This is a genomic window from Vitreimonas sp., from assembly GCF_036392335.1.
Classification (GTDB): domain Bacteria; phylum Pseudomonadota; class Alphaproteobacteria; order Caulobacterales; family Aquidulcibacteraceae; genus Vitreimonas.
The window spans coordinates 1-21,595 of record NZ_DASVYD010000055.1; the positions used below are offsets into that span (position 1 = coordinate 1).

Consider the following 21,595-nt stretch of genomic DNA (forward strand, 5'->3'; position numbering starts at 1 on the left):
TCAGGCCTTCGCCCGCCTTCCATCGATCCCACAATTCCGCGCTCTGCGCGGCGGACATACGCCGATAATTTCTCTTCACTGACTTCGCTCCAAGCCCTCAATTCAAGGTACGTGTTGCGTCGATCAGTTGAACTCACAGCCAAGAGCGGAAATCTCAAAAAAAAAACGCCCCGGCTTTCACCGGGGCGTTTCGTTTTCTGGCGACGCGGGTCTGAAGACCCGCGCTCCGTAAACTTAGTTCGCAGCAGCAGCCACAGCAGCAGCCGGGTCGATGCGGACGCCGGGGCCCATCGTGGTCGAGAGGGCGACCTTCTTCACGAACGTGCCCTTCGCGCCCGACGGCTTCGCCTTCGCAACAGCATCCACGAACGCCTTCACGTTCTGCAGGATTTGCTCTTCCGAGAAGCTCGCCTTGCCGACGCCGGCATGGACGATGCCCGCCTTTTCGACGCGGAATTCCACCGCGCCGCCCTTGGCGTCCGCGACGGCCTTCTTCACGTCCATGGTGACGGTGCCGACCTTCGGGTTCGGCATCAGGCCGCGCGGGCCCAGCACCTTACCGAGACGGCCGACGAGGGCCATCATGTCCGGCGTCGCGATCAGACGTTCGAAGTCGATCTTGCCGCCATTGACGGTCTCGAACAGGTCTTCCGCACCGACGATGTCGGCGCCAGCGGCCTTGGCTTCTTCAGCCTTCGCGCCGCGTGCGAACACAGCAACGCGCGCGGTGCGGCCCGTGCCGTTCGGCAACGAGCAAACGCCGCGGACCTGCTGGTCCGGGTATTTCGGGTCGACGCCGAGATTCATCGAGATTTCGACAGTCTCGTCGAACTTCGCGCTCGCGCGTTCCTTGATCAGCTTCACGGCTTCGGTGAGCGTGTGCAGCTTGCGGCTATCGATATTGGCGTGGCTCTTGGCCATGCGCTTCGTGGTCTTGGCCATGTGCTTACTCCACCACCTGCACGCCCATCGAGCGCGCAGTGCCTGCGATCATCTTCGCGGCTTGATCGAGATCGGCGGCGTTCAGATCTTTCTGCTTCGCCTTGGCGATGTCCTTGCACTGGGCCATCGTGATCTTGCCGACCACATCGACGCCCGGCTTCTTCGAACCCGAACCCGGCTTCTTGCCCGGCTTCAGGCCGGCGGCCTTCTTGATCAGGAACGACGCCGGCGGTGTCTTGATCTCAAAGGTGAAGCTCTTGTCTTGGTAGTACGTGATGACCACCGGGCATGGGTCGCCCTTGTTCATGTCCTGCGTGCGGGCGTTAAAGCCTTTGCAGAATTCCATGATGTTCAGACCGCGCTGACCGAGCGCGGGGCCGATCGGGGGCGAAGGGTTCGCAGCCCCGGCCGGCACTTGGAGCTTAATCTGCCCCAGTACCTTCTTAGCCATGATGTGCCTCGCTTTTCGCGGGACGATCCTTTCGAACCGGCCTGCCTGAGGGGAGCGTGGTATGGGTGGCTAGACCCCTCCCACGCGGGAAGCGCGGGGCTATAGCGGAACAGGATGGGGTTGTCGAGGCGGGCTAGCCGGCCCCGAACAGGGCGCGGGTGAGGTTAATCACGGCGGCCATCACGGACACCCAGATATCGGCGAGCACCCGGCCTAAGCCAATCGCGAACAGGATCGGCAGCAACAACAGCCCGCCCACCAGGGCGGCGGCGATCACGAACAGCGCTTGGCGTGGGCGCTGGGGGCGTTCGGGCGCGCCGGACATGGATCTCCTAACTCGCCGCTGGCGGCTCGCGCCCAGCATTGGTCAGCAGCGCGACCTCCGCCAGCACAATCGGCATCGTCCATGCTCCTGGAGCGGCGATATAGCGGGGCTCCCAGCGTGGGCCGAATTTGTCCTTGAACATGCGCAGGCCCTGGAAGCCGTAAAATTGCTCGCCGTATTGATGCACGAGCCGGCCGATGCGCGCGAACAGCGAGGCGTATTGATCCGCCGCGAGGCCGGCGAGCGGGGCCATGCCGAGATCGAAGCTGCGCAGCCCGTGCGCTTGGGCCCAGAGCAGAATTTCCGTGAACAGGAAGTCCATCAGCCCATTGGCGCTGCGTTCGGGATCGAAGCGCATCAGATCGAGCGCGCCGCGTTGGCCGTCAGCGGTGAGCCAAAGGTTGGCGAAGGCGATGATCTGGCCGTGCTGGCGGGCGATAGCGATGGGATTGCGCCCGAGATAATCCGGATCGAAGGCGCCGAGCGAGAAGGCTTTCTCCTTGCCGCCGTGCGCCGCGAGCCAAGCGTCGGAGACTTTGCGCAAATCCTGCCACAGCTCTGGCGCGTGCGGCGGCTCGATCACTTCGAACACCGCGCCTTCGCGCTCGACGAAACGACGCCGCGCGGTGCGCAGCTTCTGCTTGGCCGTGCCGACCATGGTGAACGTCGTCAAATCGACGACGGCGTTCTCGCCCACCTTCTCCACGCGAAAGCCTGCATCGAGCAGGTCGGGCAAAAGCTGCGGCGGCGCGGAATACACGACAGGCCGCAGCGACAGGCGCTCCGCCTCCGCGCGCAAGGCGCCTAAGGCGGCGCGCCAGCTGGCGCGTTTGCCAACTGGCGGTCCCATCGCGATCAAGCTCGTGCCGCCACGCGCGGCCATCATGAAAGCGCCATCGGTGAAGACAAAGCTCTTGTCGCCGCTGAACGCGAGTTGCGCGTCCGGCAGCGCGTCTTCAGCTTGGGCGATCAGAGCTTCCGCGCGCGCATAATCCGCACCCGCAGGCGGCGACGGCGCCTGCAGCGGCCGCTCCAACAGGAAATGCCACGCCGCCAGGGCGCCCGCCGCGATCGCACTCAGCGCCAGCGCTCGGCCGGGCCGTCCCAAATGCTCGTCCGTCAGCAACGACCACCACGGCGCGTCCGCGAATTCCGGACGCCCGCCGGCCCACAACAACGCGCCCACCAGCGCCACGCCAAACCCCGCCGCGATCGCAAGCGCAACACGTGAATCTGGCGTCAATTCGCCCAGGCGCGAATGGCGGAAAAAGGCTTTGCGGGTAAACGCCAACGCAAGTGCTGCGGCGCCCGCACTGGTCGCGGCGACCACATGCCCATGGCGCAGAGCCGCGTACAGACACACAGCCGTCAGCAGCGCCAACGCAAACGCCCACGCCGTATCGACGCGTTTGCGCAAGCCCGTCGCCAAGCCCATCAGCGCAAGACCCGCCAGACTCGCGCTCAGTTCGGGAAGCTCGGAGATAAAGCGCTCGACGCCGTCGATGCCGCGAATGCGCGGCAAGGCTGGCGTCGCCACCGCAACGATCGTGAAGAGGCCTGCAAGAAACGCCACCGCCGCGAACATGCGCGGCGCGATTTCAAAGATGCGTGCGCGCCACGCCTCCCAGCGCGCATTGGTCTCGGTCGTCGCGGACGAGTCAGCCATGCGCCGCTTCTAGCGCGGCAGGCTCAATAGCGCACCCGCAGCTCCAGCCCCAGCACACGGCCCTTGTTGAGCGGCGAGAAGGTCGGCGGCGGCGAACCACCCCCGATGATCGTGTCATTGCCCCAGGTCGCTTCATCCAACAAATTCTCGCCATACGCCGCGAGCGACCAGCGTCCGTCCGCCGGCCCATACGCCACACTCGCTTCGACCATATCGGCCTCGGCCAAACGCCCGACATTGTTGTCGCTATAGAACGCCGCGTCACGGTGATTGTACGCCAGCCGCGCACTCACCTCGCCGCCCGCCAGCGGCGTCACATAATCGACACTCACGCCATATGACCACGGCGCCACGCGCGGAATCTCCAGCGCGAGATCGCGATCATCGATGATGAGATCGCCAGTGAAATCCGTGAACAGCCGATCATATTCGCCATGCGTGTATCCGGCATAGGCCGCGAGCGTGAGCCCGGCCGTCAGCGCATAGCGCGCTTCCAGCTCCGCGCCATAAATCACGGCGTCACCGGCGTTCAGGGTGGTTTGCTGCACGACCGAGATGCCCGGGACGTTGGTTTCGCGCTGCATATTGTCGATTGTATTGTGGAAGAGCGCGAGGTTCACGCGGCCGCGGCCGTCGGCGAAATCCTGCTTCCAGCCGAGCTCGATCGCTTCCACTTCTTCCGCGTCATACGTGCGCGGCGGCTGCGCAACGCTCGCCGTGCCCAGCGACGCGACGCGGAAGTTCACGCCGCCAGAACGGAACGCGCGCGACCACGAGGCGTAGAGGTTCGTCGTTGCGCTCGGCCGCCATTGCAGCGCCACGCGCTGCGAAGTGTCGTTCCACGAGAGCGCATAGGGCGCGTCCGAGAAGTTCAGCGTGCGCTCATCGATACTGCCGCCCGTGACGCCCTCGCCGGCCACGATCAGCGGGCCGTCCAGATTGTCGGTCGCCGCGCGGACGCGGGAGATGCGCGCATCCTTTTCCTCGTGCGTGTAGCGCAGGCCCGCCGACACAGTCAGCGTCTCACTCAAACGCCAATCCACGTTCGCAAACACGGCCGCCGTCGAGAACTCGCCCTGACCGCCGCCGACGCGGCAGAGTGCGGCGTCGAATGGGCCGCACCCTGTGCCGGGCACAGCCGCGGGCGAGAGATTGCGCTCGTCGATATAGAGCACATCCTGTTCGAAATAATACACGCCAGCCGTGACTTCCGCCGGACCGAACGCGCCCGCATAGCGCAGCTCTTCGCTCCATTGCTCCTGCGTGTTCAAAACGCGCGTGTGAAAGGTGAAGGCCGGCGAGGAATCGATGTCGGCGCTCCACGGCACTTCGACCGCGCGCCAACCGGCGATGTTGGTGATCACGCCATCGCCGAACGCCACGTCCCAATTGGTCTCGAGCGTCACTTGCTCCCAATCGGTCGCCGCATAGCCGCGATTGTTGATGGCGAAATCGAACGAACCGCGTTCGAACAGCGCGTGGTTTTGGCCTGCAGGTCCGTCGCCATCGACAAAGCCTTGCTCGGCGCGCAACAGGAATTCGAGCGTGCTCGTCGGCGTAAAGCGCAGCGCCGCACGATAAATGCTCGTCTCGTTCTCTCCGAATTGCGCGCCGTCGAAATCGTTCTCGAACCAACCCTCATCATTGGCGTTATAAAGCGCCAGCCGGCCTGAGAGCACGCCTTCCGCCAACGGTCCCGAGATCACGCCTTCGCTGATGACATTGAGCCCTGTCTCCACCGCGACGCGGCCGCGCATTTCAAATCCATCGGTCGGCGCCGCGGTACGCACCAGCACCGCGCCGCCCGTGACGTTGCGGCCATAGAGCGTGCCTTGCGGCCCGCGCAGCACTTCGATCGCCTGAAGATCAAACCCTTCGATGATCGAGCCTGCGTTCACGCCCTGGTACACGCCGTCGACAAAAACGCCTACGGCGGGATCGGTCGCCAGGATGGAGGAATTCACGCCGACGCCGCGAATGGTGAAATTGGCGATTCCGCGCGCGGTGGCGATATCTTCGAGCTGCACGTTGGGCATCGCGTAGCTCAGGCTCTGCAAATCCTCGACATGCCGCGCCGCAAGCTCGCTGGCGCCAAAGATGTTGAGCGCGATCGGCAAATCTTGCGCCCGTGTGTCGCCGCGCTTGTCGGCCATCACGACGATCTCGTCGCTCTCTTGCGCCAAGGCGGGTGAAACGCTCGCTACCAATGCGCACGCCAAAAGCACTTCGAACCGCATGCCCTGCTCCCGCCACTTCACCAGCACGCGCGCCTCCTGACGCCCCACGCCACGCAGCGCAAAGCGATTCCCGTCGTCGCCGAATTGAGCCCCTTTCACGATGCGGCGCGCACGTTAAAACAAGTAGAATGAAGCGATTTGCTCTTCTCGCTGTGATGGCAGCGTTATGGCTGACTCATCCGTCAGCCAATGCGCAGGGCTTGGCGTCCTGGGCCGAACGACAGCCGACGCCTGCGGAAGTGTACGCCACTTACCCTGAGCGCGCGCTCAGCGAGGGCGTGAATGGCGATGTGCGCCTGCTCTGCACCGTGCGCGACGATCGCGCACTCGAATGCGCAATTCATTCGGAGACGCCGCTCGACTACGGTTTCGGCGCCGCCGCCATGCGGCTTGCGTCGCGCTATGTCGCGCGCGCGGACGATGAGCGCGTCGCCGTGGGCGCCCGCGTCATCCTTCCGATCTCTTACAGAATGGCTGACTAGCGCAGCTTTTCGACCTGGCCGTATTCCAGATCGACCGGCGTCTCGCGGCCGAAGATCATGACCGCGACCTTTAAGCGGCCACGCTCTTCATCGACCTCCGAGACCAAGCCTTCGAAGCTTTGGAACGGACCATCCGACACGCGCACACGCTCGCCGGTTTCGAAATTCACCACCGGACGCGGCTTGGCCACGCCCTGCTCGGCGACACGGCCGAGGATGCGCTCGACTTCGCGATCACTCACCGGCTGCGGCTTGTTTTGCGTGCCGAGAAAGCCCGTGACCTTCGGCGTGTTCTTCACGAGGTGGTAGGCCTCGTCGGTCATTTCCATCTTCACCAGAACGTAGCCCGGGAAGTGGCGATGCTGGCGCACCTTCTTGGCGCCGCGCACGACTTCGGTGACTTCCTCGGTCGGCACTTGGATGTCTTCGAATTGCGCTTCGAGGCCCTGACGGCTGGCCTGATCGCGGATCGCCTCGGCGACCTTGCCTTCGAAATTCGAGTAGGCGTGGACGATGTACCAGCGGGCGCGGCCAGAAGAGGCGCGTGGCGCGGCTTGAGTTTCTTGCGCTTCGACCATGACCATCAACCGAGATTCAAAAACCACTGCATGAATAGGCGCAAAATCGAGTCCACTAGGAAGAAGAAGATGGCCGCCGTGACGCCCATGATCAGCACCATGATCGTCGACACCGTCACTTCTTGGCGCGTCGCCCAAGTGACCTTGCGCGCCTCCGCGCGCACTTCGCCAAAGAATTTGAAGGGACCGCCCTTGCGCCGCGGTTCACTTTCCTGATCGGTGCTGTCGGTCATTCGTCTTCTTCGCGTTCCTGATCGTTATCGGCATTCACATCGTACCGACTTGCCCTGTCGGCAAGCAGGCATGGCAGGAGTTGAGGGACTCGAACCCACGACCCTCGGTTTTGGAGACCGATGCTCTACCAGCTGAGCTAAACTCCTACGCGCCTGTTTCTACAGGACTTTTCCTCAAAACGCCGGCGTGGACCAGGGTCTACGCAGAGACAAAAGTGCGCGCCGAGAATCCGGAATACCCGCATTTTGTGGAAGGCCGACCTTCTAGTCTGGGCGCCAAGCCGATGCAAGACCGGCGTTAGCCCGCCTACACCGGCTCCGCGACCTCTAGGCCAAGGTCGGCGCCCCCGAGTGACGAAGCGTCATGTAGTACTGGGCACCGGCCAGTCCGATGACCAGACCACAAGCCCGACTGAACTGGCCTGCTCTTTCCGTTGGCGCGGGTTCCCCGACTCTGATCTTGCTCACAATTGGTCCTCTTCTTTGGAGATCATCGAGGCCGTGTCCACGCCGTCGCGCGCAGATCATGACGAGGCTCCGGCGCTGGAGCAGACCGCGCGGCTGAACGCCCGCATCGGCTGGATTCGTCTTCCTATCGTCTTCGCCATTGGCGGCATGATCATCGGCCTTGCCGACAACGGCCGGGGCTTAGCCTGGCTCGTCGCCATGCTTCTGGTGGAGCGCGTCACCACCTGGATCCGGCTACGCCTTGTCGCTGGCGAGGAGCGGCTGCGACGACCCTATCTGATCGCGATCGGCGTCATCTCGACGATGTGGGTCGCGGCAGCGCTCCTGTTGTGGAGCGCCGACACCGAAGTCGCGCGCATGGCGGCGACCGTATGCCTATTGATCACTGCGCTCGCCGGCATCGTCGGCGGCCAGAAAGACCGGCTGGTCTCGGCCCTGCTTCTGGCGCCGCCGCTCAGCGCCCTCTTCCTGCTGCTCTCAATGCATTTGATCGCGCATGCGTCGCCGCTGCCGGCGACGCTCGGCATATTTGCAATAGTGGGCGCGTGCATATCGATCGTCTCTTGCGCGCTGGTGCTGCAGCAATCCGACCGCAACTTCGTACAGAAAAACAGCGAGCTTGAACGCGTGAGCCGCGCGCTCGCGGAAAGCAAAGCCTTCCTCGAAGAGACCGCCTCCGTCGCCAAGGTGGGCGGCTGGCGGTTCGATCTCGCCACGCAACAGCTTGAGTGGAGCGCCGAAACGCGCCGCATCCTTGAGGTCGACGACAAAGTCACGCCGACGTTGGAAATGGCCTTGGCCTGCTATTCGCCAGAGGCGCAGCCCATCATCGTCAAGGCATTGCGCAGCTCCCTGCAATCGGACGCGCCCTGGACGCTCGAAGCGCCGCTCGCCCTGCCGAGCGGCGCGCGCAAATGGGTGCGCGTCACCGGCAAGATCACGACTGTGGGCGGGACGCGCATTCTCATCGGCGCGTTCCAGGACATCACAGAACGCGTGCGGCTCGAGGAAGAGCTGATGCAAGCGCAGAAGCTAGAGGCAATCGGTCGCCTCACCGGCGGCGTCGCGCACGATTTCAACAATGTGCTGACCGCTATCCTCAGTTCCGCGGAATTGCTGGAGAACGCGTCGGAGGCGCGCACGGCGCAACTGGGCGCAGCGATCGCCAAGGCCGCCGCTCGAGCGGGCGACCTCACCACCAAATTGCTCGCCTATTCGCGTCGCCAAGTGCTCAATCCGATCGTTCTCGACGTGAACGTCGCGGTCGAAGAGGCCGTCGCGCTACTGGCGCCGATGCTGGACAGGACGATCGACATCAAGTTGGACCTGCACAAAGCGCCGCTCTGGGCGATGCTCGATGCCGCGCAGCTGTCGAACGCCATTCTCAATCTCGCGATCAATGCGGCTGACGCCATGCCAGAAGGCGGCGTGCTCTGTTTTTCAACCGCGATCAACGCGCAGGGCCGCGTCGTGCTCGAAGTCGTCGACACCGGCGCCGGCATGACCCCGGACATCGTCGCCAAGATCTTTGATCCCTTCTTCACCACCAAGGATTCCGGCCTCGGCACCGGGCTTGGGCTTTCGATGGTGCACGGCTTCGTCAATCAGTCGGGCGGCGCCATCGAGGTGGAGAGCAAGCCGGGCCAAGGCGCCCGGTTCAGGCTCACCTTCCCCGCCGCCGACGCCGTGCCGCCGGCGTTTCAACCCCAAGCGACGCGCGCGGCGCAGCCCGCGCCGGCCCGCATCCTTCTGGTCGATGATGACGACCTGGTGCGCGATGCACTCACGCACACCCTGGTCGAACACGGCTTCTCCCCTGTCGCGGTGGAGAATTCCAAGGCCGCGCTCGCGCGCGCGGTCGAGGCCCCGTTCGACATGGCCATCATTGATATCGCGCTGGGCGCGCAAGAATCCGGCGTCGATCTGGCGCGCGCGCTGGCGCAGATTGCGCCCGACCTCAAGATCCTGCTGATCTCCGGCTACACGCCAGAGAAACTCGACGCCGAAGCCGGCGCGATTTCCTTCCTGCAGAAGCCCTTCACGCGCGAGGCGCTACTGAGCAGCATCGCCGCGCTGCAAGCCCCGGCGCCCGTACGCGCGACCGGTACGTAGCGCAACAAAAGGGCGCGGAGATCGTGAACCTCCGCGCCGCTCTGCAGACTGTCGAAAGCGCGCTTAGCCGGCGTCGTACAGCACTTCCCAGATGTGGCCGTCCGGGTCGGTGAAATAGCCCGAATACGACCCATCGTCGTCTTCCGCCGGCGTCACCGCGCCCGCGCCCGCGGCCTTGGCCTTGGCCAACAGCGCATCCACGTCGCCGCGGCTGTCGGTGAAATAGCTCAAGATCGTTTCCGAGGAGCCCTTGCCCGCCGCGCCGTGGCCGACGCTTTCGACGTACACGCCGAACTCGCCACGTTGCAGCAGCACCAGATAGACGCCGTCGAGATCAAACGCCGCGCTATCCTCGTCGGATTCCTCTGGCGTCAGACCGAGCGCTTTGTAGAAGCCCACCGACTTCTGCAAATCATCGACCGGAACCGTGACGCAAGAAATCGCTGCAGGCATCCTACCCTCCACAAATCGACGCCAACCGCGTCACGGCAGGGAGGAGTGAATCGATTTGCAGGGCGCGACAAGGCGCTTTAGCGGCGATGTGGGCCGCTTCTCCACCGCTGCGCGCGAGGCCTCACTCTGACGATCAGGCCCACAATCTTGTGGAGAGCGCCAATTCGGTTGAGGTCAGCGCTCAATTCCCCATTCGGGCGAAATTGCCTTTTGTTTTCGCACTTTGTGCTGTGTCGCCGGCGCCGCAATTTCGGTTAATCGTCGATAAACGGGGGGTAGTGAATTGCTCCCCGCGGCCCCCGCGCGCATGTGACGGCCACTCACCAGAACCGGTGATCACAAACAGGGGTAAAACCTAATGCGTAACTGGATTATCGGCGCGGCGGCCGTGCTCGCTCTCGCCGTGCCGGGCGTCGCCGCGGCCCAAACGGGCTACGTTGGCGCCGTCATCAGCAACACCGAATTCGACGCCGGTGACGATTTCGACGCCTATGGCGTTGAAGGCGCCGTGGCGTTCGCGGGCTCGGGCTCGATCGTGTTCGAAATCGACGCGGCGCTGTCCGACAGCGACGACACCGACACGGGCTACGGCCTCGTCGGCCACGTCTACAGCCGCAACGACAGCCACCTCTTCGGCGGCTTCGTCGGCGTCGCGGGCTCGGACGACACCGAAACCTGGACCGTCGGCCTCGAAGCCGCGAAGTACTACACCGATTGGACGCTCGCCGCCGCTGTCGCCTACGGCAACAACGACGATTTCGGCTCTGACGGTTGGGGCGTGAACGGCGAAGCCCGTTATTTCGTCTCCGACAATTTCCGCCTGAACGGCAACCTCGGCTGGGCCACGATCGACTATGACGGCTTCGGCGAAGACGACGCCTTCAGCTACGGCCTCGGCGGCGAATACCAATTCGCCTCGCTCCCGGTCAGCATCGCGGCTGGCTGGAGCCATGTCGAGTTCGACGAAGTGGACACCGAAGCTGACACGCTGTCGCTCGCGGTTCGCTACAATTGGGGCGGCACGCTGCGCGATCGCGATCGCAACGGCGCGAGCCAAGCCGGCGTGCTCGGCGGCCTCGGCGGCGCTTTCGGCCTCTAAGCTGAAACAGCCCAACCACCTCTAGTAAAACTGCTCAACGCCCCGGCTTCGGCCGGGGCGTTTTTCTGTGCGGCATCGTTTCACTCGCCTGTGGATTGTCGCCAGAAGCGCCCGTCTGACGCCGCGATTTCGCCCACATCATTATGATTCCGTTCATGTTTGTGTGACCTGGGAACCACACTGCGAAGCAAGTCGTACATTCCACTGCAGGGTGCATCTAGGTCGCCGCCTAGGATCATCCCACTTAGCGGTCAGCCGATAACCGGCGACCTCTAAGGGGAACCCTCATAATGAAAAAGTATCTGCTCGGCGCCGCCGCGCTTCTCGCCATTTCCGCGCCTGGCGTCGCCGCCGCGCAATCCGGCTATCTCGATCTGGGCTACCAATCGACCGAAGTTGAAGCGGGCGGTCTGGAAGCTGACGGCGACGGCTGGACCATCGGCGGCGCGACCGCCTGGGGCGGCGACGGCACGTTCGGCGTTCAGCTCGACGCCCTCTATGGCGACGCGGAAGACACCTCGACCTACAGCATCGGCGGCCACCTCTTCACGCGCAACAGCAATTACCTGTTCGGCGGCTTCGCCAGCTACGGCAACACCGACGTCGACGGCGGCGACGAAGTCGACGCCTGGACGGTCGGTCTCGAAGGCCAATATTACCTGTCGCGCACCACGTTCGACGCGGCCGTGTCGTACGGCGAAGGCGATGACCTCGACGCCGAATTCACCGGCCTCGATCTCGGCGCCACCCACTTCCTGACGGACAATTTCTCGTTCGGCGGCAACCTGGGCTTCGGCAACATCGAAAGCGGCGGCGCTGACGCCGACACCATGACCTACGGCTTGGGCGCGGAATACCAATTCGCCTCCGCGCCGATCAGCATCTTCGGCGGCTGGCAGCACATCGAACTCGATGACGCTGACGCCGACGCGGACACGCTGGGCCTGGGCGTCCGCTACAATTTCGGCGGCACGACGCTGCTTGAGCGCAACCGCTCGGGCGCGAGCCTGTCACGCGGCGGCGGCCTCGGCCGCTTCGCCGGCCTGCTCTAAACAGAAATAGCTATTAACTAAATGTTTACGCCTCGGTCGTTCCGCGACCGAGGCGTTGTCTTTTGGGGATGCATGTAATCAACTGACGTCATTGCGATTTTTAGGAATACGTAACGTCGTTCATTTGTGCTTAACCATAATAAACTGTGACGACGGCGCCACGTACCCACAGCAACCTTTCGAATACCTCACGATCTTGCTTTTTACGCCGGCGCCATTCGCCTATTTTGTGCGCAGCCGCTCAGACGGCGCACATTTTAGGGGAATTTGAGATGAAGAAGTTTTTGGCCGGCGCCGCCGCCGCCGCAGCTATCCTCGCGCCCGCGATGGCGTCCGCCGAAACGACCGCCGTCGTCGGCATCCAGTATGGCAACACCGATATCGATAGCTTCGATTTCGACGCCTACGGCATCAATGGCGCGTTCAACCACAACTTCTCGAACGGCACCTATGTTCAGATGGACGCCGCCGCCGACCGCATCGACGCTGGCGGTTGCTGCCTCGATTCCAGCTACGCCGCCGTGCACTACGGCATGCGCAACGAAAACTATTCGTTCGGCGGCTTTGTCAGCCTCGACGACCTCTTCATCTATTCGGGCCTCGGCATTGGCCTCGAAGGCCAGTGGTACACCTCGAACATGGTGTTCAACGGCTCGGTCGCGAACTACGACTTCTCGGATCTCGACGCCTCCACAACCAGCGTGACAGTCGACGGCTCGTACTTCTTTACGCCGGACTTCTCGATCACCGGTCGCGCCACGTTCGCTGACGATGAACTCTATGGCGACGACGTGACGCTTTGGGGCATCGGCGGCGAATATCGCTTTACGGGCCAACCCTTCAGCATCGAACTCGGCTATCGCCAAGCCGACGTTTTCGACGATGATGTCACCAGCTGGACGATCGGCTTCAACATCGATCTCGGCGCTGACTCGCTCTACGATCGCGCCACCAGCGGCCCGAGCCAAACCGGCGCGAGCTATGGGAACCAATTGCTCACGCTCTCGCCCTCGCCATAAGCACGGCATCCTTCTTCAAACCACTGCGCCCCAACCTCACGGTTGGGGCGCTTTGTTTTTTGGCGATATCAGCGCGCGCTAGCGACCGACATGCACGCTGCCCGAACCGCTGTCGCGCAATTCCTCAACGCGGCCCGCGTCGGCGATCGAGATGTCGCCAGACCCGCTCACCGACGCGCGCGTGGTCTGCGCCGCGCCGCCGAAGCTCACATTGCCGGAGCCCGCACTGCGTGCGTTCAGGACGCCGACATGTCCGCGGGCCACGTCGATGTCGCCGGACGAGGTCAACGCAAGGTCGGCGCTCGGCCCATCCACCGATGCCACGTCCACGCTACCCGAGCCGCGCACATCCACGCTCAATGCTCCACGCACCGCGCCCGCATCCACGTCGCCCGAACCGGCCACCGCCAGTCGTGCGCCATTGCCGACAGCGCCCACCTCCAGCGAGCCAGATCCATTCAGCCGGGCCTCCACCGCGCCGCCAACATCGCCCACCTCCAGGTCGCCCGATCCATTCAGGCGCAACGCCGCATTGCCGCCGGCGCGCAACACTTCGAGCGAGCCCGAGCCATTGAGCGACGCATTGAGCGCCCCGCTCACGTCCGCGACATTCACATCGCCCGAGCCGTTGAGCTCGACATCCAGCCCGCCGCTCACGGCCGCCACGCGCGTGTCGCCGCAGCCATTGAATTCGAGCCGCCCGCCCGCCGAGGCGCGCACATTGGTGAACACCGCGCCGCCGACATCGAGATCGAGCGTGCGCGGCACGCGCAAGGTGATGCGCGGCAGGTCCTCGCGGCTGACCCCGCCGATGCCGGAGATCCGCACTTGCGGCTGGCCGCCGAACATCGACGTGCAGCCACGGAAGCGATTGCGCAGGCCGCCATCGATGACGACGCGCTCGCCATCCACACGCGCGCTGATCGCTGGCAAGCGCGCGTTCTGCGCAATCGCGACATCCACGTCCGTGCGATCTTCCGGGATCACTTCAAGCACCGCCGCCGCGTGGCGAACCGTCACCGCATCCTGATTGAATAGCTCCGCCGCCGCTGGGCCAGACAAAGCACATGTGGCCGCCGCCACCGCCGCAAAAGTTACGCGCACGGATTCCTCCCAATAAGCCTCGCCAGGAAAGATGCGGCGTGGAGCGCATTCAGATGCGCCCGGGCTTGACGGCGAACAGATTGGTCTTTATTTAACCACTACATTAATTGCATAATTGGTTAAATGCAGGCATCCGACCCCCTCTCCGAGACCCTGTTCGCGCTCGCCGACCCCACCCGCCGCGCCATTCTCGCGCGCTTGGCCGAGGGCGAGGCGACCGTGAATGAAATCGCCGCGCCCTTCGACATCAGCCTGCCGGCGATCTCGCGGCATCTCAAAGTGCTCGAACACGCCGGCCTCATCAGCCGGGGGCGAGACGCGCAATGGCGTCCATGCCGCCTGGAAACGAAGGCGCTGAAGAACGTTGACGCTTGGCTCGAGCACTACCGGCGCTTCTGGACCGGCAGCTTCGACAAAATGGACGCCTACATCGCCGAACTCAAAATCAAGGACACGCCGAAATGAGCGCCACACTTGCCGACGACGAATTGCTCATCTCGCGCACCTTCGACGCGCCACCGGCTTTGATGTTCTCGCTATGGAGCGACATCAATCATTTCCAGAAATGGATGGGCCCCGAAGGCTTCGATTGCCCCGAGATGGAAATGGATTTCCGCGTCGGCGGAAAATATCGCGGCATGATCCGCTCCAAGGATCACGGCGATAATTGGTTTCATGGTGAGTACCGCGAGATCGAGCCGCCGCATCGCTTGGTCTTCACTTGGCGCTGGGAGCAAGGCCCGGCGTCGGACACCGAGACAACCGTCACTATCACCTTCCGCGCCGAAGCGGACGGACGCACCACGCAAATCTTTCATCAGACGCCGTTCACCAGCGTCGAACGCCGCGACTCCCACATCGGCGGCTGGACTTCGCTCTTCAACAAGCTCGCGGCCTACGCGGCGCAACACCAAGGGAAGGCCATACCATGAAATACATGGCGATATTCACCGGCACGCCGAAAGCATTCGAAAGCTCCGGTTGGGCGCGGCTCAGCGATGCGGAGCGCAAAGCCCGTGAAAGCCAAGGCATGCAAGCCTGGCATGCTTGGGGCGAGAAGCACGAAGCCGCGATCGTTGTTGAAGGCGGTCCGCTCGGCAAAACCAAACGCGTCGACAAAAGCGGCGTCAGCGACGCCAGCAACAACATTGCCGGTTACGTCATCGTCGAAGCCGACTCGCACGACGCCGCCGCCAAATTGTTCGAAAACCATCCGCACTTTTCGATCTTCCCGGGCGACGCCGTGGAAATCATGCCCTGCAACCCGATCCCAAGCATGGACGCCTGACATGATCACCATTTCCGCTTTTCAATGGGTGCCGGATTTCGCCCAAGGCCAAGTCCGCGATCTACGCGTGCGTTGGGCGCTCGAAGAAGCCGGCATCCCGTATCAGACGCGGCTGCTCGCCATGGGCGATCAGGACAAACCCGATTACCGCGCGCTGCAGCCGTTCGGCCAAGTGCCGATCTTTGAAGAGAACGGCTTCGTGCTCTTCGAATCCGGCGCGATCGTGCTGCACATCGGCGAGCGCAGCGAAACGCTGCTGCCGAAGGATCCCGCCGCGCGCGCCCGCGCCATGCAATGGCTGATCGCCGCGCTCAATTCGATTGAGCCGTGGGTGATGCAGGTGGCCGTGATCGATCTTTTCCACGCCAACGAGGAATGGGCCAAACTTCGCCGCCCCGGCGCCGTCGAATTCGCGCTCAAGCGCCTCGCCGGCCTTGCAACCGCGCTCGGTGACAAGCCCTATCTCGATGGCGAGAATTTCACCGCCGGCGATCTCATGATGTCAACCGTGCTGCGTATTTTGCCCGAGCTCACCAACACCGAGCCGCGCCTCAAAGCCTATGTCGAGCGTTGCACCGCACGCCCCGCCTTCACGCGGGCGCTCGACGCCCAGCTCGGCGACTTCAAGCAAGCGGCGGCGTAAACGCGCGCGCCCTCCCCGCACTGGGAAGGGCGACACGCCTCACCACGGCGGCGCGAAATGACGTGCGTCGAACTGGTAGGCTGGCGTTGGCGCAGGCGTACGCGCCGCCGGCGCGACATCGATGGCGTAAGTTGCGCTCTCGCATGCGCCCGGCTGCTCCGGCACCGCGCGGTTGAACACCATCAGCGCCGCATAGGCAAAGCGCGATGCGTCAAACACGCCGCCGCGCCCAAGCGGATAGGCTTCGACCCGACCATTGCGCAGACCGAGCGCGATGAGTTCAAGATTATCGTCGCCGTTCAGCGTGAACATCCGCGGCCCACGCAGGCGCAGCGTCACATAATTCGCGCCCAATTGCTCGACGCCGCTCCGCGGGCGCCAAACGCCATCACGCGCGATCGCGCCGCTCAACGCCACCGCGCGCCCCAGCACGGGCGCCAGATCATAATCGCGCGCGAAATTCTGCACGCGCCAGCGCTGCAGCGCCGCCGGAATATCGGTGCCGACCGCGCTCAGCGTCCGCGACATGGTCTCAAGTCCGTCATAAGCGACGGCGTTTTCCCACAAACGCGCAACGATGCGATCGCCATGCACATCCGCAAGCGATTGGAGCAACGTCCATTGTGCGTAATTGTGGCCAGGCGTGCTCGTCGTCCAACACAGCTGCGGCGCCAGGAAATCGGTTTCGACGTAACCGGACGCGTCCTGATCTGCGCCCGCCGTCGCCACCTCCACCCACGAGGCGGTCGATTCATAGAGCCATTGCAGGCCCTCTTCGGAATCGTAGCCGTATTGCACGATATGATTGAACTCGTGCGTCACCGTCGCGTGCATCAGGCTTTCGGCGGACGCCTTCTTGCCCATGCTGCCGAAATCATTGTCAATCACCAGCACCCCGCGCGCCGCTGACGTCTCGCGCACATCAGCCGTATTGGGGTTATCGAACACCACTTGCTCCGCCTTGGCATACCCCATCACGCCGCGCGCGTCGGCGACATAGGCATGGTAGCGCCCGTCATCGGCGCGCACCGGCGCGGCGAAACCCAGCTGCTCCTGCGCCAGCAGCATGCGCTGCAGCGTGTTCGCCACCGCGCGCGCATAATCTTCCGTCGACGCATCGCGGCCTTCGAGCGTGTAGGCGACACGGAAGTCCTGCGTCTCCACCGCCAGCTCCGGCCCGCTCAGACTCACCTGGTTGGCCAACAAATTCTGCAGCGTCGCCACCACCGACGCATCGACGGACGACAGCACCAAACGGAAGCCGCCGCTGCTATTGCCCTGGCGAAAGCGCGAAAGCTCCACAATGTAGACGCCCGCTTCGCGCGCGGTGAACGCCACCGCTGAATTCAATGATCCGTCGCCGCGATCGTCATTCAGCGCGACTGGCAAGCCGTCCGGCGCGTTCACACGCAGCACCGGATCAAGATTGCCGCCCGTCACATCTGCGACCGCCAGCAAGGTTTGTCCCGCCGCGAGCGTGACTTGATATTGATGCGACGGCTGCGCATCACCGATCTCGCCTTCGTGTCGCGCGATCACGCGCCCTTCGATAGAGGCAAAATTAAACGGCGCCTCGGCCTCCGGATCGATCGCCAGCGACAGCATGAAGTCGCCAATTCCGTTGCCGCCATAAGAGCTCGCCACGATCTCGTAACGGCCCGCGCGCGCAGCCTGATAAATGATCTGCGAATTGAGGCTGCCGTCGCCACGATCGTCGTTCTGCGCTAGGATTTCGCCGGCGGCGTTGCGTAGCGTGAGCGTCGTATCGAGCTCCGGCGAAAGCGCGAATGTCGACGCCACGAAAATCTCGTCCGCGCGCAACGTCACCGGCACGCGAATCTCTGTCGTCTGCGCGCTCAGCGACCGGCGCTCCTCCCGCAGAATACGCGCCGCATCCGAAAGGCCGACATCCAGGCCGTACGATACATCAAGCTCAAACGCGCCCTGCGCGCCGTTGAACCCCGTCACCACCGCGCTATACGCGCCGCTCGTCTGCACCACATGCACGATGCGCGAGGTCAGCAGGCCATCGCCCTGATCGTCATTCTCCGCCACGGCGCGTCCGCCGGGCCCGTTCAGCGTCAGTACGGTGTCGAGGCCTTCGGCGCTGGTCTGCAGCGTCACGATCTGGCCCGCCTCAAGCTGCAGCGGAAAGCTCGCCCGCGCCCCGCGCGTCGTCAGCTCGCCCTCGAAATGTTGAGCCGTTGAGGTCTGCCCAGCCGCACTCGCGGTCATGAACAGAACAGCGAAAAATGCGATCAGCGCGCGCAAAGACGATCCCCATAGCTGCAGGCCAAGGCCGGCGTTCCCTCGCCGCTATGGTTGGCACAGTTCGCGATGGGCCGGAACCACAGCGCAAACAAAAAGGCCGCCCCTTTCGGAGCGGCCTTCGTGTTTTGCGGTCTCGTCGCGCTTACGCGCGCAGCTTCGACAACACTTCCGTCGCGACGGCCTTCGGCACTTCTTCGTAGTGCGAGAATTCCATCACGTAGGACGCCCGGCCCTGTGAGAACGAACGCAGCGTGTTCACGTAGCCGAACATGTTGGCCAGCGGCACTTGCGCGTTGATGATCGTCGCATTGCCGCGCATGTCCTGACCTTGGATCATGCCGCGACGCGAGTTCAGGTCGCCGATCACCGAGCCCACATATTCTTCCGGGCTCGTCACTTCGACCTTCATAACCGGCTCGAGCAGACGCGGATCGCCTTGCTCCTTCAGTTCGCGGAAGGCCGCCTGCGCGGCGATCTGGAAGGTCAGCACGTTCGAGTCGACGTCGTGGTAGGCGCCGTCCACCAGCGTGGCGGTGAAGTCGATGAGCGGGAAGCCGGCGAGCAGGCCGTTTTCCTTGCTCATGTTCAGGCCCTTTTCGACGCCCGGTACGTATTCCTTCGGCACCGCGCCGCCGACGATCGCGTTCTTGAACACAAAGCCCGTGCCCGGTTCGCCTGGCGCGAATTCGAGCTTCACGCGCGCGAACTGCCCCGAACCGCCGGTTTGCTTCTTGTGCGTGTAGTCGATGGTCGCGCCCTTGCCGAGCTTTTCGCGGTAGGCCACCTGCGGCGCGCCCACGTTCGCTTCGACTTTGTAAGTGCGACGCAGAATGTCGACTTTGATGTCGAGGTGGAGTTCGCCCATGCCCTTGAGAATGGTCTGGCCGGATTCCTGATCGGTCGACACGCGGAAAGACGGATCTTCCGCGGCGAGCTTCGACAGCGCCACGCCCAGCTTTTCCTGGTCGGCCTTCGACTTCGGCTCGATCGCCACTTCGATAACCGGCTCCGGGAATTCCATGCGCTCGAGGATGACCGGCTTGTTCGGATCGCAGAGCGTGTCGCCCGTGCGAACTTCCTTCAGGCCCGCCAGCGCGAGAATATCGCCCGCATAGGCTTCCTTGATGTCTTCGCGGTTGTTGGCGTGCATCAGCAGCATGCGGCCGGCGCGCTCTTTCTTGTCGCGCGTCGAGTTCAGCAAGCTGTCGCCCGCGTTCAGCACGCCCGAATAGATGCGGCAGAACGTGATCGTGCCGACGAACGGGTCGTCCATGATCTTGAACGCCAGCAGCGAGAGCGGCTCGGCGTCGTCGCTCTTGCGGATGATTTCCTTCTCCGGGTCGTCCATGTCGACGCCCTTGATCGCCGGGCGATCGATCGGGCTCGGCAGATAATCGACGACGGCGTCGAGCAGCGGCTGCACGCCCTTGTTCTTGAAGGCCGAGCCGCAGAACATCGGATAGAAGGCGCTCTTCAGCACGGCGGCGCGGATCAGACGCTTCAGCGTCGGCGTATCCGGCTCTTCGCCTTCGAGATACTTTTCCATCACCGCATCGTCGAGTTCGACGGCGGCTTCGACCAGACCCGCGCGGTATTCGGCGGCCTTGTCCTTCAGGTCGTCCGGAATATCGACGACGTCGAACTTCATGCCCGACGGATCATCCTTCCAGACGATCGCCTTCATCTCGACCAGATCGACCATGCCGCGGAAATTGGATTCCGAGCCGATCGGCAATTGCATCGGCACCGGTCGGGCGCCCAGGCGCTTCTTGATGTCTTCCACGCACATGTAGAAGTCAGCGCCGGTCTTATCCATTTTGTTGGCGAAGATGATCCGCGGCACCTTGTACTTGTCGCCTTGGCGCCAAACGGTTTCGGTCTGCGGCTCAACGCCTTGGTTGCCGTCGAGCACGACGACGGCGCCGTCGAGCACGCGCAAGCTGCGCTCGACTTCGATGGTGAAGTCGACGTGTCCGGGCGTGTCGATGATGTTGAGGCGCTTGTCCTTCCAGAACGTCGTCGTCGCCGCCGACGTAATGGTGATGCCGCGCTCTTGCTCCTGCTCCATCCAGTCCATCGTGGCCGCGCCATCATGGACTTCGCCGATCTTGTGCGACTTGCCGCTGAAGAACAGAATCCGCTCGGTCGTCGTGGTCTTGCCCGCATCGATGTGGGCCATGATGCCGAAATTGCGGTAATCTTCGATTTTATACTGACGGGCCATGACAATTCTGTCCGTGTTTAGACCGCCGTCCACGGGGAACGGCGGTCTTTAAGGCCGGCGCACGCCGGCGATTGAGCTGATTACCAGCGATAGTGCGAGAAGGCGCGGTTGGCTTCCGCCATCCGGTGCGTGTCTTCGCGCTTCTTCACCGCGTTGCCGCGATTGTTCGAGGCGTCGATGAGTTCGCCGGCGAGGCGCTCCTGCATCGTGTTCTCGTTGCGGGCGCGCGCGGCGCCCACGAGCCAGCGGATCGCCAGCGCTTGGCGGCGTTCCGGGCGGACTTCCACCGGCACCTGATACGTGGCGCCGCCGACGCGGCGCGAGCGCACTTCGATCGCCGGCGCGACATTGGCCAGCGCGTCATGGAACGCCTCGATCGAGGGGCGCTTCATCTTCTTCTCGACGGTCTCGAGCGCGCCATAGACGATCTGCTCGGCAGCGGACTTTTTGCCCTCGTACATGACGTAGTTCATGAACTTGGTCAGAACGAGATCGCCATAAACGGGATCGGGCAGAACTTCGCGCGGCTCGGCGCGGTGACGGCGGGACATCTGATCTCTTCCTTACTTCGGTCGTTTCGCGCCATAGAGCGAGCGGCGCTTCTTCCGGTCCTTCACGCCTTGCGTGTCGAGCACGCCGCGCAGGATGTGATAGCGAACGCCCGGCAAGTCCTTCACGCGGCCGCCGCGGATGAGCACGACCGAGTGTTCTTGCAGATTGTGGCCTTCGCCCGGGATGTAGCACACGGCTTCGATGCCGGTGGTGAGACGGACTTTGGCGACCTTACGCAGCGCCGAGTTCGGCTTCTTCGGGGTCGTGGTGTAGACGCGCGTGCAGACGCCGCGACGCTGCGGGCTGGCCTTCAGGGCCGGCGACTTATTCCGCACCGGCTTCGGGGACCGCGGCTTGCGGATCAGCTGATTAATCGTCGGCATTCGCCTCTTCCGT

The 21,595-nt window shown here is 63.6% G+C and carries 22 protein-coding genes and 1 tRNA gene; 9 read left to right on the plus strand and 14 right to left on the minus strand.

The genetic code is table 11. The features are described from left to right. Positions 1–234: 234 nt before the first annotated feature. From rplA to VF769_RS12585, 5 genes are all read right to left on the minus strand, one after another. Entirely contained in the window at positions 235–942 is a 708-nt protein-coding gene (gene rplA / locus VF769_RS12565) for a 50S ribosomal protein L1 (protein ID WP_331008761.1), read from the minus strand. Between the two features lie 4 nt (positions 943–946). Continuing rightward, positions 947–1,393 carry a 50S ribosomal protein L11 gene (gene rplK / locus VF769_RS12570; protein ID WP_135212313.1) on the minus strand — a complete coding sequence of 149 codons (447 nt, stop codon included), beginning with the start codon at positions 1,391–1,393 and terminating at the stop codon, positions 947–949. A gap of 133 nt (positions 1,394–1,526) precedes the next feature. Beyond that, positions 1,527–1,718: a hypothetical protein gene (locus tag VF769_RS12575; RefSeq protein WP_331008762.1), complete on the minus strand. Its 192-nt coding sequence runs from the start codon at positions 1,716–1,718 to the stop codon at positions 1,527–1,529. A gap of 7 nt (positions 1,719–1,725) precedes the next feature. After that, complete coding sequence (locus VF769_RS12580; protein WP_331008763.1) at positions 1,726–3,384, minus strand: phosphatidylglycerol lysyltransferase domain-containing protein; 1,659 nt, start codon at positions 3,382–3,384, stop codon at positions 1,726–1,728. A 23-nt stretch (positions 3,385–3,407) separates the two neighbouring features. Further along, positions 3,408–5,720: a TonB-dependent receptor gene (locus tag VF769_RS12585; protein WP_331008764.1), complete on the minus strand. Its 2,313-nt coding sequence runs from the start codon at positions 5,718–5,720 to the stop codon at positions 3,408–3,410. A gap of 29 nt (positions 5,721–5,749) precedes the next feature. Between VF769_RS12585 and VF769_RS12590 the strand changes: the two genes are divergently transcribed. Further along, entirely contained in the window at positions 5,750–6,103 is a 354-nt protein-coding gene (locus VF769_RS12590) for a hypothetical protein (RefSeq protein ID WP_331008765.1), read from the plus strand. On the opposite strand, the gene nusG is transcribed toward VF769_RS12590, so the two are convergent. The 3 genes from nusG to VF769_RS12605 all read right to left on the minus strand — a co-directional run bounded on the left by nusG (position 6,100) and on the right by VF769_RS12605 (position 7,061). Then, positions 6,100–6,687, minus strand: coding sequence for a transcription termination/antitermination protein NusG (gene nusG, locus VF769_RS12595; RefSeq protein ID WP_349258139.1), 588 nt, complete (start codon positions 6,685–6,687; stop codon positions 6,100–6,102). The genes VF769_RS12590 and nusG overlap by 4 nt on opposite strands. After that, positions 6,687–6,914, minus strand: a complete 228-nt coding sequence (secE, locus tag VF769_RS12600) for a preprotein translocase subunit SecE (protein WP_331008766.1) — start codon at positions 6,912–6,914, stop codon at positions 6,687–6,689. The genes nusG and secE overlap by 1 nt, the downstream gene beginning before the upstream one ends. A gap of 71 nt (positions 6,915–6,985) precedes the next feature. Then, positions 6,986–7,061: transfer RNA gene (locus tag VF769_RS12605), tRNA-Trp, on the minus strand. Between the two features lie 354 nt (positions 7,062–7,415). Here VF769_RS12605 and VF769_RS12610 point away from each other — a divergent pair. Further along, positions 7,416–9,494, plus strand: a complete 2,079-nt coding sequence (locus VF769_RS12610; protein ID WP_331008767.1) for an ATP-binding protein — start codon at positions 7,416–7,418, stop codon at positions 9,492–9,494. Between the two features lie 63 nt (positions 9,495–9,557). Here the strand turns inward: VF769_RS12610 and VF769_RS12615 are convergent, their stop codons facing one another. Further along, entirely contained in the window at positions 9,558–9,947 is a 390-nt protein-coding gene (locus tag VF769_RS12615) for a VOC family protein (RefSeq protein ID WP_331008768.1), read from the minus strand. Between the two features lie 358 nt (positions 9,948–10,305). Here VF769_RS12615 and VF769_RS12620 point away from each other — a divergent pair, with 358 nt between their 5' ends. The 3 genes from VF769_RS12620 (at position 10,306) to VF769_RS12630 (ending at position 13,117) form a co-directional block, all read left to right on the plus strand. Next, on the plus strand, positions 10,306–11,046 hold the full coding sequence (locus VF769_RS12620) for a hypothetical protein (RefSeq protein WP_331008769.1): 741 nt from the start codon (positions 10,306–10,308) through the stop codon (positions 11,044–11,046). Between the two features lie 290 nt (positions 11,047–11,336). Continuing rightward, positions 11,337–12,098 (plus strand): porin, encoded by a 762-nt coding sequence (locus VF769_RS12625; protein WP_331008770.1) that lies wholly within the window; start codon positions 11,337–11,339, stop codon positions 12,096–12,098. Between the two features lie 272 nt (positions 12,099–12,370). Next, complete coding sequence (locus tag VF769_RS12630) at positions 12,371–13,117, plus strand: hypothetical protein (RefSeq protein WP_331008771.1); 747 nt, start codon at positions 12,371–12,373, stop codon at positions 13,115–13,117. Between the two features lie 78 nt (positions 13,118–13,195). On the opposite strand, the gene VF769_RS12635 is transcribed toward VF769_RS12630, so the two are convergent. Next, positions 13,196–14,221 carry a GIN domain-containing protein gene (locus VF769_RS12635; RefSeq protein WP_331008772.1) on the minus strand — a complete coding sequence of 342 codons (1,026 nt, stop codon included), beginning with the start codon at positions 14,219–14,221 and terminating at the stop codon, positions 13,196–13,198. Between the two features lie 123 nt (positions 14,222–14,344). Between VF769_RS12635 and VF769_RS12640 the strand changes: the two genes are divergently transcribed. Genes VF769_RS12640 through VF769_RS12655 form a run of 4 tightly spaced genes read left to right on the plus strand, consistent with a single transcriptional unit; the run spans position 14,345 to position 16,152 of the window. Then, positions 14,345–14,686 carry a metalloregulator ArsR/SmtB family transcription factor gene (locus VF769_RS12640; RefSeq protein WP_331008773.1) on the plus strand — a complete coding sequence of 114 codons (342 nt, stop codon included), beginning with the start codon at positions 14,345–14,347 and terminating at the stop codon, positions 14,684–14,686. Next, positions 14,683–15,153 (plus strand): SRPBCC domain-containing protein, encoded by a 471-nt coding sequence (locus VF769_RS12645; RefSeq protein WP_331008774.1) that lies wholly within the window; start codon positions 14,683–14,685, stop codon positions 15,151–15,153. Before VF769_RS12640 ends, VF769_RS12645 begins: the two co-directional genes overlap by 4 nt. Then, positions 15,150–15,509, plus strand: coding sequence for a hypothetical protein (locus VF769_RS12650; RefSeq protein WP_331008775.1), 360 nt, complete (start codon positions 15,150–15,152; stop codon positions 15,507–15,509). Before VF769_RS12645 ends, VF769_RS12650 begins: the two co-directional genes overlap by 4 nt. Before the next feature lies 1 nt (position 15,510). Further along, positions 15,511–16,152: a glutathione S-transferase family protein gene (locus tag VF769_RS12655; protein WP_331008776.1), complete on the plus strand. Its 642-nt coding sequence runs from the start codon at positions 15,511–15,513 to the stop codon at positions 16,150–16,152. A 39-nt stretch (positions 16,153–16,191) separates the two neighbouring features. Here VF769_RS12655 and VF769_RS12660 read toward each other — a convergent pair whose 3' ends face one another. The 4 genes from VF769_RS12660 to rpsL all read right to left on the minus strand — a co-directional run bounded on the left by VF769_RS12660 (position 16,192) and on the right by rpsL (position 21,582). After that, the gene (locus tag VF769_RS12660) at positions 16,192–18,423 is read right to left on the minus strand and encodes a pre-peptidase C-terminal domain-containing protein (protein WP_331008777.1); all 2,232 of its coding nucleotides are present in this window, start codon (positions 18,421–18,423) and stop codon (positions 16,192–16,194) included. Positions 18,424–18,565: 142 nt separating this feature from the next. Beyond that, positions 18,566–20,647, minus strand: coding sequence for an elongation factor G (gene fusA / locus VF769_RS12665; RefSeq protein ID WP_331008778.1), 2,082 nt, complete (start codon positions 20,645–20,647; stop codon positions 18,566–18,568). Positions 20,648–20,727: 80 nt separating this feature from the next. Then, positions 20,728–21,198, minus strand: coding sequence for a 30S ribosomal protein S7 (rpsG, locus tag VF769_RS12670; protein ID WP_331008779.1), 471 nt, complete (start codon positions 21,196–21,198; stop codon positions 20,728–20,730). Positions 21,199–21,210: 12 nt separating this feature from the next. Beyond that, positions 21,211–21,582, minus strand: a complete 372-nt coding sequence (gene rpsL, locus VF769_RS12675; protein WP_094747702.1) for a 30S ribosomal protein S12 — start codon at positions 21,580–21,582, stop codon at positions 21,211–21,213. Between the last annotated feature and the right edge of the window lie 13 nt (positions 21,583–21,595).